Raw genomic sequence first — 14,051 nt, forward strand, 5'->3', positions numbered from 1 at the left:
CATTTTTCACTGATACACCGCCATCGGGAGCAAGCCCCCTCCCACATGATGAGGTACAGTCAGTTGACCCACTGTCAGCTGTGAGCCGCCATGCCCTTCCTCGCCCGCACCCACCCTCGCCTCTCCGTCGCCGCCGTGCTCGGCCTTGCCGTGGGCATCCTGGCGCCGGCTGACACTCTGGTCAGCAAAATCCTGATTGGCTGGAACGCCGGGGTCTGGACCTACCTGGTACTGATGCTGTGGCTCACCCGTCGCGCCAAGGCCGAGGACGTGAAGCGCATCGCCGAGGTCGAAGATGAAAACGCCGGGCTGGTGCTGTTCACCGTGTGCATCGCCGCCATCGCCAGCCTGGCGACCATCACCTTTGAACTGGTCGGCAGCAAGGACCTGGCCACCACTGAACGTCTGCTGCACTACGGCTTTACCGGGCTGACAGTGATCGGTTCATGGTTGCTGATCGGGGTGATTTTCAGCGTGCATTACGCGCGCCTGTATTACACCTGGGACGGCAAGGAGCCGGCGCTGCGCTTTGCCGAAGGGCTGCTGACGCCCAACTATTGGGACTTCCTGTATTTCTCGTTCACCATCGGCGTCGCGGTGCAGACCTCCGATGTGGGCGTCGCCACCCGGGCGATGCGCAAAGTAGTGCTGGGGCAATCGCTGATCGGTTTTTTGTTCAACACCGCGATCCTGGGGTTCTCGATCAATATCGCCGCCGGGTTGTTCGGTTGATGCTGCACAAACCTTCTAGACGCCCACCCGACGCTGGGCGCTAATAGCCTCACGTATTCCGCTTCGGTGATTTATGGCCGCGCACAATTGGATCGACCTGTCCCAGGACGCCGACACCGGCATCGAGACCCTGCGCGCGCATTTTGAAGGTCATGCGTACGACCCGCATTGGCACGACAGCTACCTGATCGGCGTAACCGAGCAAGGCGTGCAGCAATTCAACTGCCGCCGTACCCGACATAACAGCGTGCCCGGCCAGGTATTCCTGGTGGAGCCCGGCGAATTGCATGACGGCGATGCGCCCACTGTAGATGGCTTCACTTACCACATGCTCTACCTCGACCCACAGTGGTTGGCGCGTGAAGTCAGCGCGGTGTTTGAAGAAGCACCGCTCAATAGCCAACTGGCTTTCGCCAGCACCTTGACCCGCGACCCGCGCCTGGCCATGGCGACCAGCCAAGCCTTCCAGACCCTGCACAGCGGCGAACTGCGCATCGTGCGCCAGCGCGCCATGGACCAGCTGTTGGAGCGCCTCACCGACCAACTCTACTGGCGCACTCGCTACCGTGAAGACCCGCGCCTGCCACTGGTTGCGCACAAGGCGCGGGAATACCTGCACGCCCATCTGCACGTTGATGTGGGCATGGACGAATTGGCCCTGGCCTGCGGCGTCGACCGTTTCCGCCTGACCCGTGCGTTCAAGAGCGCATTCGGCCTGCCGCCCCACGCCTACCTGGTACAACTGCGCCTGGCCCGCGCCCGCCACTTGCTGGCCAAGGGCGAGCAACCCGCCGATGTCGCGATGGCCCTCGGTTTTGCCGACCAGAGCCACTTGGGCCGCTGGTTCGTGCGCGCCTACGGCTTGACACCCGCCGCGTACCGCAAGCGCTGCTCAAATCTTCCAGACAGATGACATACCGGCCAGTGAAGATCGACGCCATCACTGGATTTGTCGGAGTCACCTGCAATGTTGCCGTTCATGTTGTTTGCCTTTGTCGCCTCGATTACGCCAGGCCCTACCAATATCCTGGTGCTGAGTAACAGCGCGCGATATGGCTTGAGAGCCGCGTTACCCATAATCCTCGGCGCCTGCGTCGGGGCTGCCGGCCTTGTGCTGCTGGTGGGGACCGGCGTGGGCCAGTCCCTGGTGCATTTGCCCAAAGTGCAAACGGCCATGCAATGGACCGGCGTCGCCTGGCTGAGCTACCTGGCCTGGCAGATCTTCAGTGCACCCGCCCAAGCCGTCGAAGTGGCCGCCAGCGAAAAACCCCTTGGCCTGATAGGCGCCGCCAGCCTGCAATTGATCAACCCGAAAACCTGGATGATGGCGCTCGCGGTGGTGAGTGTATTTGCCGGCCAGGGTGCCGAGCGCCAAAGCCAGGTGGTGCAGTTGTCCCTGGTGTTTTTCCTGATCTCGATACCTTGCCTGGGCACTTGGGCGCTGCTGGGGGCCGGCGCTTCACGGGTGTTTCGTTCGGCCACGGCCATGCAACGTTTCAATCGGGGTATGGCCCTGCTGCTGTTGGGCGCGACCTGGTTGGGTGTGCTGGTCTGAACGTACCGGTCATCTGGCCTTGCCCTGCATCTTCTTGACGACTTTACTGGTTTAGTGCTCTCCTGAAACCGGTTTCAGTCATTCCAATAAGAAAAGAAGGTCGATGACCGTGAACAAATTTTCCGCCGCCCAGCGCTGCCGCGTGACCATGCTCGACGTCGCCGAGCGCGCCGGCGTGTCCAAGGCTAGCGTGTCGCGCTTTATCGGCGACGACCGCGCCCTGCTCTCCGATGCCATCGCCCTGCGCATCGAACAAGCCATCGATGAACTCGGCTATCGCCCCAACCAGATGGCTCGCGGCTTGAAACGCGGCCGCACGCGCCTGATCGGCATGCTGGTGGCCGATATCCGCAACCCCTATTCCATTGCCGTGATGCACGGCGTCGAAACTGCGTGCCGCCAGCATGGCTACAGCCTGGTGGTGTGCAACACCGACCGCGATGACGCGCAGGAGCGCCAACACCTGGCGGCGCTGCGTTCGTACAACATCGAAGGGCTGATCGTGAACACCCTCGGCCATCACCTCGACCAACTGCTGGAACTGCAACGGGAAATGCCGCTGGTGCTGGTGGACCGCAAGGTCGAGCCGCTGCACAGCGATCTGGTGGGGCTGGACAACCCGGCGGCAGTGCGCATGGCCGTGGAACATCTGGAGCGACAGGGTTACCGCGATGTGCTGATGGTAAGTGAAGCCACCGATGGCACCAGCTCGCGCCTGGAGCGCCTGGACAGTTTCAAAGCTGAAATCGCCAGCCGCCCGGCATTGACCGGCGCTGTGCTGGAGTTGGATGAAACACTGCAAAAACACCTGCACACCTTTCTTGCCAAACCTGGCCCCAAGGCACTGTTCTGTGCCAACGGCGTCGCGGCGCTGGCCTGCACCCGGGTGCTGAAGAACCTCGGTTGCAACCTGTTCGACGACATCGGCCTGATCGCCCTGGATGACCTGGACTGGTATCCGCTGGTAGGCACTGGCATCACCGCCCTCGCCCAGCCGACCGAAGCCATCGGTGCAACGGCATTCAATTGCCTGCTCAAGCGCTTGCGCGGCGATACCGAGCCAACACGGACCCTGGATTTCCTGCCCGAGTTGATCCTTCGTGGCTCGACCCGGCACGTCTAAAAAATTTTGAACAAAAATGAAACCGGTTTCAGAGGTAAACAACAATGCATAAATACCCCGTCTCCATCAGCCTTTCCAGCTACGGCGCAGACTTGGTACGCCAACAAGGCCAGTTGAGTTTTGTCGAGGTTCTCGCCGCCGCCGGCGCCCAGCGCATCGAATGGCGCGAAGAGCTTTTAACCCACGAACAGCCCACGGAACTGGCCGAGGCCGCGGCGCAACAGAACCTGGAATCGGTGTTCTCATCGCCCCTGGAACTGTGGGTCGCCGGCCGCGCCCAACCGAATGCCGAACTGGCAGCGACCTTGGACCGCGCACAGGCTTTCGGCGCGCAATGGTTGAAAGTATCCCTCGGCTACTTCACCGACACCAACGACCTGGACAGCCTGCACGCCCTGCTCCGCCGCCAACCCGTGCAGTTACTGGTGGAAAACGACCAGACCCTGCACGGCGGGCGTATCGAGCCGATGCAACGCTTCTTCAGCGAAGTGGAGCGCCTGGCCCTGCCGGTGAAGATGACCTTCGATATCGGCAACTGGCAGTGGCAGGACCAATCCGCCCTCACCGCCGCACGCCTGCTGGGCCGACATGTGGACTACCTGCATTGCAAGGCCGTGGCCCGTCGCCCGGACGGCAAGCTGGTCGCCGTGCCGCCGGGCGCCACCGACCTGCATCTGTGGGAACAACTGCTTAAGCATATGACTCAAGGAATTACCCGGGCGGTGGAATTCCCGCTGCAAGGCGATGACTTGGTCGAGGTCACCGCCCGGCACGTTGCCACCCTCGCCGTCCTTGGCCAACCGCGCGTGGAGAATGCCCATGTCTGAGATCGATATCCTGTCGTTTGGGGAAACCATGGCGATGTTCGTCGCCGAACAGAGCGGCGACCTGGCGCAAGTGGCGCAGTTTCACAAGCGCATTGCCGGGGCCGATAGCAACGTCGCCATCGGCCTGTCGCGCCTGGGGTTCAACGTGGCCTGGCTGAGCCGGGTAGGCAATGATTCCCTCGGGCGCTTTGTGGTGGAGACCTTGAGCAAAGAAGGCCTGGACTGCCGGCATGTGGCGGTCGACCCGTTGCACCCCACCGGTTTTCAGCTCAAGTCCCGTGAAGAAACGGGTGATGACCCTCAGGTCGAGTATTTCCGCAAAGGCTCGGCGGCCAGCCATTTGTCCGTTGCGGCCTTCAGCCCTGCCCTGCTGCAAGCCCGCCATCTGCATGCCACCGGCATTCCGCCAGCGTTGTCCGCCGCCACCCGCGAGTTGTCTACCGAGCTGATGACGCAGATGCGCAAGGCCGGGCGCAGCGTGTCGTTCGATCCCAACCTGCGCCCGTCGCTGTGGGCCAGCGAACAGACGATGATCCGCGAAATCAACGCCCTTGCCGGCCTGGCTGATTGGGTGCTGCCGGGCCTGGGCGAAGGTCGACTGCTGACCGGCTTCGATGACCCGGCCGACATCGCCGCGTTCTACCTCGACCAGGGCGCCGAAGCCGTGGCGATCAAGCTCGGCCCGGACGGCGCCTACTACCGCACGCAAATGGACCAAGGCTTCGTCGCCGCCGTGCGCGTGGACAAGGTGGTCGATACCGTCGGCGCCGGCGACGGCTTTGCCGTGGGCATGATCAGCGCCCTGCTGGAAAACCTCAGCTTCCGCGAAGCGGTACAGCGCGGCAACTGGATCGGCAGCCGCGCCGTGCAAAGCCGTGGCGATATGGAAGGCTTGCCCACCCGTTCAGAGTTACCCGCTCGATCCGTTGCCTGATTCATTCCCTGTTGCCACAACTACAACAAGCTCAGGAGCAACCCCATGGACACCGTGAAACTCGCCACCCGCCGTTGGTGGTACATCATGCCCATCGTTTTTATCACCTACAGCCTGGCGTACCTGGACCGCGCCAACTATGGCTTCGCCGCCGCCTCCGGGATGGCCGAAGACCTGATGATCACCCCCGGCATGTCGTCGTTGCTGGGGGCGCTGTTTTTCCTCGGCTACTTTTTTTTCCAGGTACCGGGGGCGATCTATGCGCAAAAGCGTAGCGTCAAGAAGCTGATCTTCGTCAGCCTGATCCTGTGGGGTGGCCTCGCTACCCTGACCGGCGTGGTCTCCAACGCCTACATGCTGATCGTGATCCGCTTCATGCTTGGCGTGGTGGAAGCGGCGGTGATGCCGGCGATGCTGGTGTACCTGTGCCACTGGTTCACCCGTGCCGAACGCTCGCGCGCCAATACCTTCCTGATCCTCGGCAACCCGGTGACCATGCTGTGGATGTCGGTGGTGTCGGGCTACCTGGTGCAGCATTTCAGCTGGCGCTGGATGTTTATCATCGAAGGCCTGCCGGCGGTGTTGTGGGCGTTTATCTGGTGGAAACTGGCGGATGAAAAGCCCGCCCAGGCCAAATGGCTGAGTGACGCCGAGAAACAAGACCTGGAAAGCGCGCTGGCCGCTGAACAGGTGGGCATCAAGGCGGTGAAGAACTATGCCGAGGCATTCCGCTCGCCCAAGGTGATCATCCTGGCCCTGCAATTCTTCTGCTGGAGCATTGGTGTGTACGGCTTCGTGTTGTGGCTGCCGTCGATCCTCAAGCAAGGCTTGCAGATGGACATGGTCGAGGCCGGCTGGTTGTCGGCATTGCCTTACCTGGCGGCGGTGATCGGCATGCTGGTGGTGTCGTGGGGCTCGGACAAGCTGCAAAAACGTAAGCGCTTCGTGTGGCCGCCGTTGTTGATCGCCTCCATCGCGTTCTATGCCTCCTACGTGCTCGGCGCCGAACACTTCTGGTGGTCGTACACCCTGCTGGTGATTGCCGGCGCGTGCATGTATGCGCCTTACGGACCGTTTTTCGCGATTGTCCCGGAAATCCTCCCGGCCAACGTCGCCGGTGGCGCCATGGCGCTGATCAACAGCATGGGCGCCCTCGGTTCGTTCGGCGGTTCGTACCTGGTGGGCTACCTCAATAGCAGCACCGGTTCGCCCGGCGCCTCGTACCTGCTGATGAGCGGCGCGTTGCTGCTGTCGGTGGTATTGACGATTTTTCTCAAGCCCGGTGCCAGTGACCGCACACCGGCGCCCAACCTGGAATTGAAGGTAAAGACCGCATGAAAAAGTCTGTCGTGTTGTACAAGAAACTCTCCGCGCCGTTGATGGCCCGCCTGCATGAACAGGCGGAGGTCACCCTGATCGAAGCACTGGACGACACCGGCCTGGCCAAGTTGCGCGACGCGCTGCCCGGCGCCCACGGCCTTCTGGGCGCAAGCCTGCGCCTGGACGCCAAGCTGCTGGACCTGGCACCAAAATTGGAGGCAGTGGCGAGCGTGTCGGTGGGCGTCGACAATTACGATATCGACTACCTCACCGGGCGCGGCATCCTGCTCAGCAACACCCCGGACGTGCTCACCGAAACCACCGCCGACACCGGCTTTGCACTGATCCTGGCCACCGCGCGGCGCGTGGTCGAGCTGGCCGACATGGTGCGCGCCGGCCAATGGAGCAAAAACATCGGCCCGGCGCATTTCGGCAGCGATGTGCATGGCAAGACCCTGGGTATCATCGGCATGGGCCGCATCGGCGAAGCCCTGGCCCAGCGCGGGCATTTTGGCTTTGGCATGCCGGTGATCTACCACAGCCACTCGCCCAAGCCTGCGGTGGAAGCCCGCTTTGGCGCGCAATACCGCAGCCTGAACGACTTGCTGCAACAGGCCGACTTTGTCTGCCTGACGCTGCCACTCACCGCTGAAACCGAGAAGTTGATCGGCGCCGAACAATTCGCGCTGATGGGCCCGGACACGATCTTCATCAATATCTCGCGGGGCAAGGTGGTGGATGAGGCGGCGCTGGTGGAGGCGTTGCAACAGCGCACCATTCGGGCGGCGGGGTTGGATGTGTTCGAGCAGGAGCCGCTGGATCATGGCTCGCCGTTGTTGCGCTTGAACAATGTGGTGGCCACGCCGCATATCGGCTCGGCCACCCATGAGACGCGGGAAGCCATGGCTACGTGTGCGGTGGAGAATCTGTTGCAGGCGCTGGCGGGTGAAAAACCGAAAAACCTGGTGAACCCAGGGGCCTGGAAGCAATAGCGCTGACACAACACAGGGCAAATGTGGGAGGGGGCTTGCCCCCGATGGCGGTGTATCAGTCAGCCAATGTCTAGCTGACACATTGCAATCGGGGGCAAGCCCCCTCCCACCTTTTGACCCTATTTCAGGTCAGATAACGAACCGCGCCACCATCCCATTCAGGTCCACCGCCAACCGCGACAGCTCATGGCTGGCCGCGCTGGTCTGGTTGGCACCCGCCGCCGACTGGGTCGCCAGGTCGCGGATATTGACCAGGTTGCGGTCCACTTCGCGGGACACCTGGGCCTGTTCTTCCGAAGCGCTGGCGATCACCAGGTTACGCTCGTTGATCAGGCTGATGGACTGGGTGATCTGCTCCAGGGCCACACCGGCGGCGCGGGCCATTTCCAGGGTGTCCTGGGTACGCTGGTTGCTCTGTTGCATCGATTGCACGGCTTCACCGGTGCCGTTCTGGATACCGGCGACCATTTTCTCGATTTCCTGGGTCGACTGCGCCGTACGGTGGGCCAATGCCCGCACTTCGTCGGCCACTACCGCAAAGCCACGCCCTGCTTCACCGGCACGCGCCGCTTCGATGGCGGCGTTAAGCGCCAGCAGGTTGGTCTGTTCGGCAATCGCGCGGATCACGTCCAGCACCTTGCCAATGTCCCGGCCTTGGGTGGCCAGGCCTTCGATCATCGCGGCAGTGTTCTGCACGTCCTGGGTCATGGTCTGGATCGCGCCGACGGTTTCCACCACACGGTCACGCCCTTCCCGCGCCGCCTGGTTGGACTGGGTCGACGCCTCGGAGGTGGACACCGCGTTGCGCGCCACTTCTTCCACCGCCGCCGTCATCTCATTGACCGCCGTGGCGGCCTGGTCGATTTCATTGTTCTGTTGCTGCAGGCCCTTGGAGGCTTCCTCGGTGACCGCGCTCAACTCCTCAGCGGCAGACGCCAGTTGGGTGGCCGAGCCGGCAATGTGCTGGATGGTCTGGCGCAGGTTGCATTGCATGGTCGACAAGGCGTTGAGCAAACGGGCCGGTTCGTCCTTGCCGTCGTCTTCAATGATTTTGGTCAGGTTGCCACCAGCGATGGTTTCGGCCACTTCCACGGCTTTGCGCAAAGGGGCGACGATGCTGCGGGTGAGCAACCAGGCCAGCAATACGGTCAGCAATGCGGCGGTAACTGAAACCGCAATAACGCCCGTGATAGCGCTGTCGTAACTTTGCCCGGCGTCCTCGTTGGCTTGCTTGGCGTCGGCCGCATTGATGGCGATCAGCTTGTTCAGTTGCTCGCCCATCTGGTCGGTGCCGTCCTTGATCCGCGTGTTGATCAGGGCACGCATGTCATCGACCTTGTTCTGCTTGGACAGCGCCAGCATTTCGGCCTGGGCCTTGAAATAGTTGTCCAGGGTGACCGTGAACGTTTTGTACAGAGCGGCCTCCTCCGGGCCGGCCGGCATGGCGGCGTAACTGGCCTGGGCGGTTTTGACCTTGTCGGCCAGCACGCCCATACGCACTTCAGCTTCCTGAAGGCCAGCCAGTTCACGGTTGACCAGTACGCGGAAGGAGAGAATGCGCAAACGCAGCACGTTTTCGGTGATCACCGCCAGTGACGTCACGCTGGGCAGTTGGTTGGCACTCATGTCCACCGAGGCCTGGCGGATCAGCGTCATACGGTTGACCGCAAACACCCCCAATACAACCACCAACACAGCAATAAACGCGAAGCCAAGAGAAGCGCGAGGAGCGATATTCAGATTACGGAGGGACATAGGGGTGCTCTCAGAAGTAGTGTTTGCGAGCGTCCCTGCCGCGAAACGATCCGTCAGCGTCAACGCGCTGCTCGGACCTTGGTCACCACTGTTGTCGTTAGTATGTGGGCCTAACCACGCTATCGGCTGGCGCTGTGGTTTCCCGCAGGGGGCTTTATAAATATTTTTTTACACTTCTGACGACAGGCAGTTTCTGGCATCCTGCGCCTCCATTTTCTGACCCGAGCCCGCATTTTGTCTGACGCTCAAGCTCCCCGCCCCCGCTATAAATCCGACCTGATCTACGGCCTGGAAGACCGCCCGCACTTCACCGCCGCCATATTTGCCGCACTGCAGCATGTGTTGGCGAGCTTCGTCGGGATTATTACGCCTACGCTGATCGTCGGCGGCGTGCTGGGCCTGGAAAGCGAAGTGCCGTACTTGGTGAGCATGGCGCTGTTCGTGTCAGGGCTCGGCACCTTTGTGCAGGCGCGCACCTTCGGCCCGATCGGCTCGGGGCTGCTGTGCCTGCAAGGCACCAGTTTCTCGTTTATCAGCGTGATTCTCAGCGCGGGCTTCATGGTCAAGGCCCGGGGTGGCGGCACCGACGAGATCCTCTCGACGATCTTTGGCATCTGCTTTTTCGCCGCTTTCATCGAGGTGGTGCTCAGCCAATTCATCGGCAAGCTGCGCAAACTGATCACCCCGGTGGTCACCGGCACCATCATCACGCTGATGGGCTTGTCGCTGATCAAGGTGGCGGTCACCGACATGGCCGGCGGGTTTGGCGCCAGCGACCTTGGCGCGGCGAGCAACATGGGCCTGGCGGCGCTGGTACTGCTGACTATCGTGGTGCTGAACCGCTTCAATAACCCCTTCCTGCGCCTGGGTTCGATCGTGATCGGCCTGACCCTGGGCTTCGTCGTGGCCTGGCTGCTGGGCCGCGTGGACATGGCGGCGCTGCCTGAAGTGCCGCTGATCAGCGTGCCGGTGCCGTTCAAGTACGGTTTCTCGTTCGACTGGGTGGCGTTTATCCCGGTGGCGGTGATCTTCCTGATCTCGCCGCTGGAAGCAGCCGGTGACCTGACGGCCAACTCGATGATTTCCCAACAGCCGGTCAAGGGCCCGCTGTACATCAAGCGCATCAAGTCCGGCCTGCTGGCCGATGGTCTCAACTCCGCGATGGCCGCCACCTTCAACAGCCTGCCGATGGTGACCTTCGCCCAGAACAACGGCGTGATCCAGTTGACCGGCGTGGCCAGCCGCTACGTGGCGTACTTTATCGCCGGGCTGCTGGTGCTGCTGGGGCTGTTCCCGATGATCGGCGCGGTACTGCAACTGATGCCCAAACCGGTGTTGGGCGGCGCCACACTGATCATGTTCGGCACCGTGGCCGTGGCCGGGATCAAGATCCTTGCCGAAGCCGGGTTGCACCGGCGCAATGTGCTGATCGTGGCGATCTCCCTCGGTATGGGCCTGGGCGTCGCCGCGGTGCCGGAAGTATTGCGCGAGCTGCCCAAGGCGCTGCACAACATCTTCGAGTCGCCGATCACCGTGGGCGCTTTCTGTGCAATCCTGCTGAACATTTTCCTGCCGGAAGAGTTCATAGAGCTGGAAGAAGATGAATTTGATCCGGAGTCCTCTACCCTCAAAGTGATGCAGGACCCGGACGTCACGAAATAGGAGCACCTTTGTATGCGCAGGCTCATGGTTCTATCGCTGTTGCTGCTGAGCTTGAGCGCCTGTGCGCTGTTCCCCAACCGTGATCCGGTGAACATCAATGTGGTCGGCATCGAGCCGCTGCAAAGCCAGGACCTGGAAGTGCGCTTCGCCGTGAAGCTGCGGGTGCAGAACCCCAATGAAACGGCGATCGACTACAACGGCGTGGCCCTGGACCTGGAGGTCAATGGCCGGCCGTTGGCATCAGGGGTAAGTGACCAGAGCGGCTCCATCCCGCGTTTCTCCGAGACCGTCCTGATGGTCCCGGTGAGTGTTTCGGCGTTCTCCGTGTTGCGTCAGACCCTGGGCCTGAGCCAGACCCAGAGCCTGAACAACCTGCCCTACGTGCTGCGAGGCAAACTGGCGGGTGGGCTGTTCGGCACGATGCGCTTTGTGGACCGTGGCACGCTGAACCTGCCCAATACCGCCACCTGGTAATTGACACGGCTTGCCACAAGGTTGTGCTCAGTCGGTGATGTAGCGCACGCCAGGCTTGGCGCGTTCGTCCACCGTCAACTCGAAGACATCCGGCCGGGCGTAATGCCCCACCACGTCATAGTCGTACCGCGCGCGCACCAGCTCATCGGTATCAATGCGGGCCGTCAGCAGCCCGGCCTCTCCCAGCAACGGCCCGGCGAGAATGTCGCCCATCGGCCCGACAATCACACTGCCGCCCGCAATCAAAGGGCGGTCTGAAGGCCAGTTGGCCACCTCGATACCCAACGCCTCAGGCGAGGCCTGGACCTGGCACGCGCTGACCACAAAGCAACGCCCTTCATGCGCCACATGACGCATGCTCACCTGCCACATCTCACGCTCATCCACTGTCGGCGCGCACCACACTTCCACGCCCTTGGCATACATCGCCGTGCGCAGCAGAGGCATCATGTTTTCCCAACACACTGCGCCACCGATGCGGCCCACCGCTGTGTCGATCACCGGCAGCGTCGAGCCATCGCCCTTACCCCAGATCAGCCGTTCGGTACCGGTGGGCATCAGCTTGCGGTGCTTGGCCACCAGGCCGCCCGCCGGCTCGAAGTACAGCACGGTGCAATACAGGGTGCTGCCACTGCGCTCGATCACACCGAGCACCAGACTGGCCCCGGTACGCGCCGACAGGCCGGCCAGCGCCTCGGTTTCCACACCTGGGACATCGATGGCATTGGCAACGTAACGGGCGAAGGCTTCGCGGCCTTCCGGCAGGCGGTAACCCAACTGTGTGCCGAACGCCTCGCCCTTGGGGTAGCCACCCAGCAGCGCTTCAGGCATCACCACCAATTGCGCGCCGCTGCGCAGGATCTGGTCCTCATAACTCAGGATTTGCGCCAGGGTTTCACCCTTGCCGCCGGGCAAGGAACCGATTTGCAGGGCTGCCACAGTAGAAACAGGCATCACGATCACTCCAAATAAAGGGGGGGTTGCCCATTCTCCCGCCAGCCTCGATCATGAATAAAGCCCACTTCAGTGCTGAATGATATGAGCCAGATGAATATCGCCCAGATCGATCTCAACCTGCTGAAAACCTTCGAAGCCCTGCACGACGAGTCCAGCGCCAGTCGCGCAGCCTTGCGCCTGGGCGTCACGCAATCGGCGATCAGTGCAGGTTTGCGGCGCTTGCGCGAGGTGTATGGCGATCAATTGTTCGTGCGTACCGGGCGCGGCCTGGCGCCGACGTTGCGGGCCAACCAGTTGAAACCGGTGATCAGTGAGGCGCTGGACCGCTGTCGGCAGAGCCTGGCAATGGTCAATCCGGATAACCAGCAGTATCAGGGCCGCTCGGTGGTGCTTGGGTTATCCGATGATTTCGAGCTGGCCTATGGCCGCCGTCTTATAGAGGCGATTGCACAGCGTGCACCCAAATTGCGGGTGATTTTCCGTCAGACCCACAGCCAGATCGTCGCCGGTGCCCTGCTCGACCGCACCCTGGACCTGGCAATTACCGCCGGCGGTTTTGCCCAGGGCAGGCTGAGCCGCCAGGTGCTGGGGGAAGGTGATTATCGCTGCCTGGTGGATTCGGACCAGGCACACATCAGCCTGGACGAGTTTGTCACGCGTGAGCACATTCTGGTGTCGTCAGGCGGGTTTATCGGCATCACCGATGAAGGCCTGGCGGCGCAGGGCCTGAGCCGCCAGGTGTGCGCGTCGACCAGCCACTTTGCCGCGCTACCGTTTTTGCTCAAGGGCAGCCAAGCGGTAGCCACAATTCCGGGGCATGCGGCCCAGGCCATTGCAGAGATGACCGGCCTGCGCGTGTTGCCCTGCCCGCTGGTACTGCCGCGCTACCCGGTGGAGCTGGGCTGGCGTACCCAGGCGCAGCTTGATCCGTTGTTGCTGAAAGTGCGTGAAGCGATCGTGGCGAGCTTTACTTGTTGGCCGCCATCAGCTTGTTGACTTCGCTGCGCACCATGTTGGAGAACTCCGGCGGCGACATGCCGTCGAGCTCTGCGCGGACCCATTCGGCCCACTTGCCCTTGCGCTTGGCGCGCTCACCGAACAAGCGTGCGGCTTCGCCCTTGGCCTTGCCCAGGTTGGTTTGCCACAGGTCGTAGAGGCGGGACTTTTCATCTTCCAGCTCGGCGCGTTCGGCGAGGGTCTTGTTGGCGAGATTGAAGCTCATGTTGAATTACCTGCTGCACAAATAGGTGACATCTTACACTGTAGGTCGAAATTTCCTGATCCGGATTTTGCTCAAGAACAGGCAGCGGCAAAAAAACTGCAACTTTTGCCGCTGGCCGACACTCCATTGTTCACTGCCACATTCACTCGCAAGGAGTCACACAATGGCCCGCAAAACCGCTGCCCAAGCCGTCGAAGACCAAATCAAGGACCAAGCCTTCAGCGAACTGACCGCGCTGATCGAAGAATCGGACAAACTGCTCAAAAGCAGCGCCGCCCTGGTCGGCGAAGAAGGCGAAACCCTGCGTGAGCAGGTCGCCATCAAGCTCAAGCAAGCCCTGGACTCGGTGTCCAATGTGCGCGAACGCAGCAAGCCGGTGGTGGACGCCACCGAGACCTACATCGGTGGCCACCCATGGCAGACCGTGGCGATTTCCGCAGGTTTTGGCCTGGTGGTCGGCCTGCTGCTCGGTCGCCGCAACTAAGCAAGACGGGCTGC

General features: G+C 62.0%; 15 protein-coding genes. 12 read left to right on the plus strand and 3 right to left on the minus strand.

Annotation, left to right across the window (positions count from 1 at the left end; genetic code table 11):
- Window positions 1-90: 90 nt before the first annotated feature.
- The 8 genes from M2497_RS17355 to M2497_RS17390 all read left to right on the plus strand — a co-directional run bounded on the left by M2497_RS17355 (window position 91) and on the right by M2497_RS17390 (window position 7,483).
- The gene (locus tag M2497_RS17355; RefSeq protein ID WP_248481908.1) at window positions 91-732 is read left to right on the plus strand and encodes a DUF1345 domain-containing protein; all 642 of its coding nucleotides are present in this window, start codon (window positions 91-93) and stop codon (window positions 730-732) included.
- A gap of 73 nt (window positions 733-805) precedes the next feature.
- A complete protein-coding gene (locus M2497_RS17360; RefSeq protein WP_248481910.1) occupies window positions 806-1,645 on the plus strand; it encodes an AraC family transcriptional regulator in 840 nt (279 codons plus the stop codon).
- 54 nt (window positions 1,646-1,699) lie between these two features.
- A complete protein-coding gene (locus tag M2497_RS17365) occupies window positions 1,700-2,287 on the plus strand; it encodes a LysE family translocator (RefSeq protein WP_248481912.1) in 588 nt (195 codons plus the stop codon).
- Between the two features lie 109 nt (window positions 2,288-2,396).
- On the plus strand, window positions 2,397-3,410 hold the full coding sequence (locus tag M2497_RS17370) for a LacI family DNA-binding transcriptional regulator (protein ID WP_282579060.1): 1,014 nt from the start codon (window positions 2,397-2,399) through the stop codon (window positions 3,408-3,410).
- Between the two features lie 44 nt (window positions 3,411-3,454).
- Window positions 3,455-4,237: a sugar phosphate isomerase/epimerase gene (locus M2497_RS17375; RefSeq protein WP_248481916.1), complete on the plus strand. Its 783-nt coding sequence runs from the start codon at window positions 3,455-3,457 to the stop codon at window positions 4,235-4,237.
- Complete coding sequence (locus M2497_RS17380) at window positions 4,230-5,171, plus strand: sugar kinase (RefSeq protein ID WP_248481918.1); 942 nt, start codon at window positions 4,230-4,232, stop codon at window positions 5,169-5,171. Before M2497_RS17375 ends, M2497_RS17380 begins: the two co-directional genes overlap by 8 nt.
- Window positions 5,172-5,216: 45 nt before the next feature.
- Entirely contained in the window at window positions 5,217-6,509 is a 1,293-nt protein-coding gene (locus M2497_RS17385) for an MFS transporter (RefSeq protein WP_248481920.1), read from the plus strand.
- Window positions 6,506-7,483: a D-glycerate dehydrogenase gene (locus M2497_RS17390; RefSeq protein WP_248481922.1), complete on the plus strand. Its 978-nt coding sequence runs from the start codon at window positions 6,506-6,508 to the stop codon at window positions 7,481-7,483. The genes M2497_RS17385 and M2497_RS17390 overlap by 4 nt, the downstream gene beginning before the upstream one ends.
- 129 nt (window positions 7,484-7,612) lie before the next feature.
- On the opposite strand, the gene M2497_RS17395 is transcribed toward M2497_RS17390, so the two are convergent.
- Window positions 7,613-9,238, minus strand: a complete 1,626-nt coding sequence (locus M2497_RS17395; RefSeq protein ID WP_248481924.1) for a methyl-accepting chemotaxis protein — start codon at window positions 9,236-9,238, stop codon at window positions 7,613-7,615.
- A 234-nt stretch (window positions 9,239-9,472) separates the two neighbouring features.
- On the opposite strand from M2497_RS17395, the gene M2497_RS17400 reads away from it, so the two are divergent.
- Entirely contained in the window at window positions 9,473-10,900 is a 1,428-nt protein-coding gene (locus tag M2497_RS17400; protein ID WP_058424869.1) for a nucleobase:cation symporter-2 family protein, read from the plus strand.
- A gap of 12 nt (window positions 10,901-10,912) precedes the next feature.
- A complete protein-coding gene (locus M2497_RS17405; protein ID WP_248481927.1) occupies window positions 10,913-11,374 on the plus strand; it encodes an LEA type 2 family protein in 462 nt (153 codons plus the stop codon).
- Window positions 11,375-11,401: 27 nt separating this feature from the next.
- Here M2497_RS17405 and M2497_RS17410 read toward each other — a convergent pair whose 3' ends face one another.
- On the minus strand, window positions 11,402-12,328 hold the full coding sequence (locus M2497_RS17410) for a carbon-nitrogen hydrolase family protein (protein WP_248481929.1): 927 nt from the start codon (window positions 12,326-12,328) through the stop codon (window positions 11,402-11,404).
- 84 nt (window positions 12,329-12,412) lie between these two features.
- Between M2497_RS17410 and M2497_RS17415 the strand changes: the two genes are divergently transcribed.
- Window positions 12,413-13,327 carry a LysR family transcriptional regulator gene (locus M2497_RS17415; RefSeq protein ID WP_248481931.1) on the plus strand — a complete coding sequence of 305 codons (915 nt, stop codon included), beginning with the start codon at window positions 12,413-12,415 and terminating at the stop codon, window positions 13,325-13,327.
- Here M2497_RS17415 and M2497_RS17420 read toward each other — a convergent pair.
- Window positions 13,299-13,553, minus strand: coding sequence for a hypothetical protein (locus M2497_RS17420; RefSeq protein ID WP_058424873.1), 255 nt, complete (start codon window positions 13,551-13,553; stop codon window positions 13,299-13,301). The two genes, M2497_RS17415 and M2497_RS17420, sit on opposite strands and share 29 nt — an antisense overlap.
- A gap of 163 nt (window positions 13,554-13,716) precedes the next feature.
- On the opposite strand from M2497_RS17420, the gene M2497_RS17425 reads away from it, so the two are divergent.
- A complete protein-coding gene (locus M2497_RS17425; RefSeq protein ID WP_032887039.1) occupies window positions 13,717-14,037 on the plus strand; it encodes a DUF883 family protein in 321 nt (106 codons plus the stop codon).
- Window positions 14,038-14,051: the final 14 nt, after the last annotated feature.

The sequence above is a fragment of the Pseudomonas sp. CYM-20-01 genome (genome assembly GCF_023169845.1).
Lineage (GTDB): Bacteria > Pseudomonadota > Gammaproteobacteria > Pseudomonadales > Pseudomonadaceae > Aquipseudomonas > Aquipseudomonas azotoformans.

Excerpts from the sequence above, each read along its gene's own strand:
- M2497_RS17415 (WP_248481931.1), top strand. The coding sequence starts at position 12,413 with ATGAGCCAGATGAATATCGCCCAGATCGATCTCAACCTGCTGAAAACC.
- M2497_RS17405 (WP_248481927.1), top strand. The coding sequence starts at position 10,913 with ATGCGCAGGCTCATGGTTCTATCGCTGTTGCTGCTGAGCTTGAGCGCC.
- M2497_RS17360 (WP_248481910.1), top strand. The coding sequence starts at position 806 with ATGGCCGCGCACAATTGGATCGACCTGTCCCAGGACGCCGACACCGGC.
- M2497_RS17365 (WP_248481912.1), top strand. The coding sequence starts at position 1,700 with ATGTTGCCGTTCATGTTGTTTGCCTTTGTCGCCTCGATTACGCCAGGC.
- M2497_RS17380 (WP_248481918.1), top strand. The coding sequence starts at position 4,230 with ATGTCTGAGATCGATATCCTGTCGTTTGGGGAAACCATGGCGATGTTC.
- M2497_RS17410 (WP_248481929.1), bottom strand. The coding sequence starts at position 12,328 with ATGCCTGTTTCTACTGTGGCAGCCCTGCAAATCGGTTCCTTGCCCGGC.
- M2497_RS17375 (WP_248481916.1), top strand. The coding sequence starts at position 3,455 with ATGCATAAATACCCCGTCTCCATCAGCCTTTCCAGCTACGGCGCAGAC.
- M2497_RS17390 (WP_248481922.1), top strand. The coding sequence starts at position 6,506 with ATGAAAAAGTCTGTCGTGTTGTACAAGAAACTCTCCGCGCCGTTGATG.
- M2497_RS17355 (WP_248481908.1), top strand. The coding sequence starts at position 91 with ATGCCCTTCCTCGCCCGCACCCACCCTCGCCTCTCCGTCGCCGCCGTG.
- M2497_RS17385 (WP_248481920.1), top strand. The coding sequence starts at position 5,217 with ATGGACACCGTGAAACTCGCCACCCGCCGTTGGTGGTACATCATGCCC.
- M2497_RS17425 (WP_032887039.1), top strand. The coding sequence starts at position 13,717 with ATGGCCCGCAAAACCGCTGCCCAAGCCGTCGAAGACCAAATCAAGGAC.
- M2497_RS17395 (WP_248481924.1), bottom strand. The coding sequence starts at position 9,238 with ATGTCCCTCCGTAATCTGAATATCGCTCCTCGCGCTTCTCTTGGCTTC.
- M2497_RS17420 (WP_058424873.1), bottom strand. The coding sequence starts at position 13,553 with ATGAGCTTCAATCTCGCCAACAAGACCCTCGCCGAACGCGCCGAGCTG.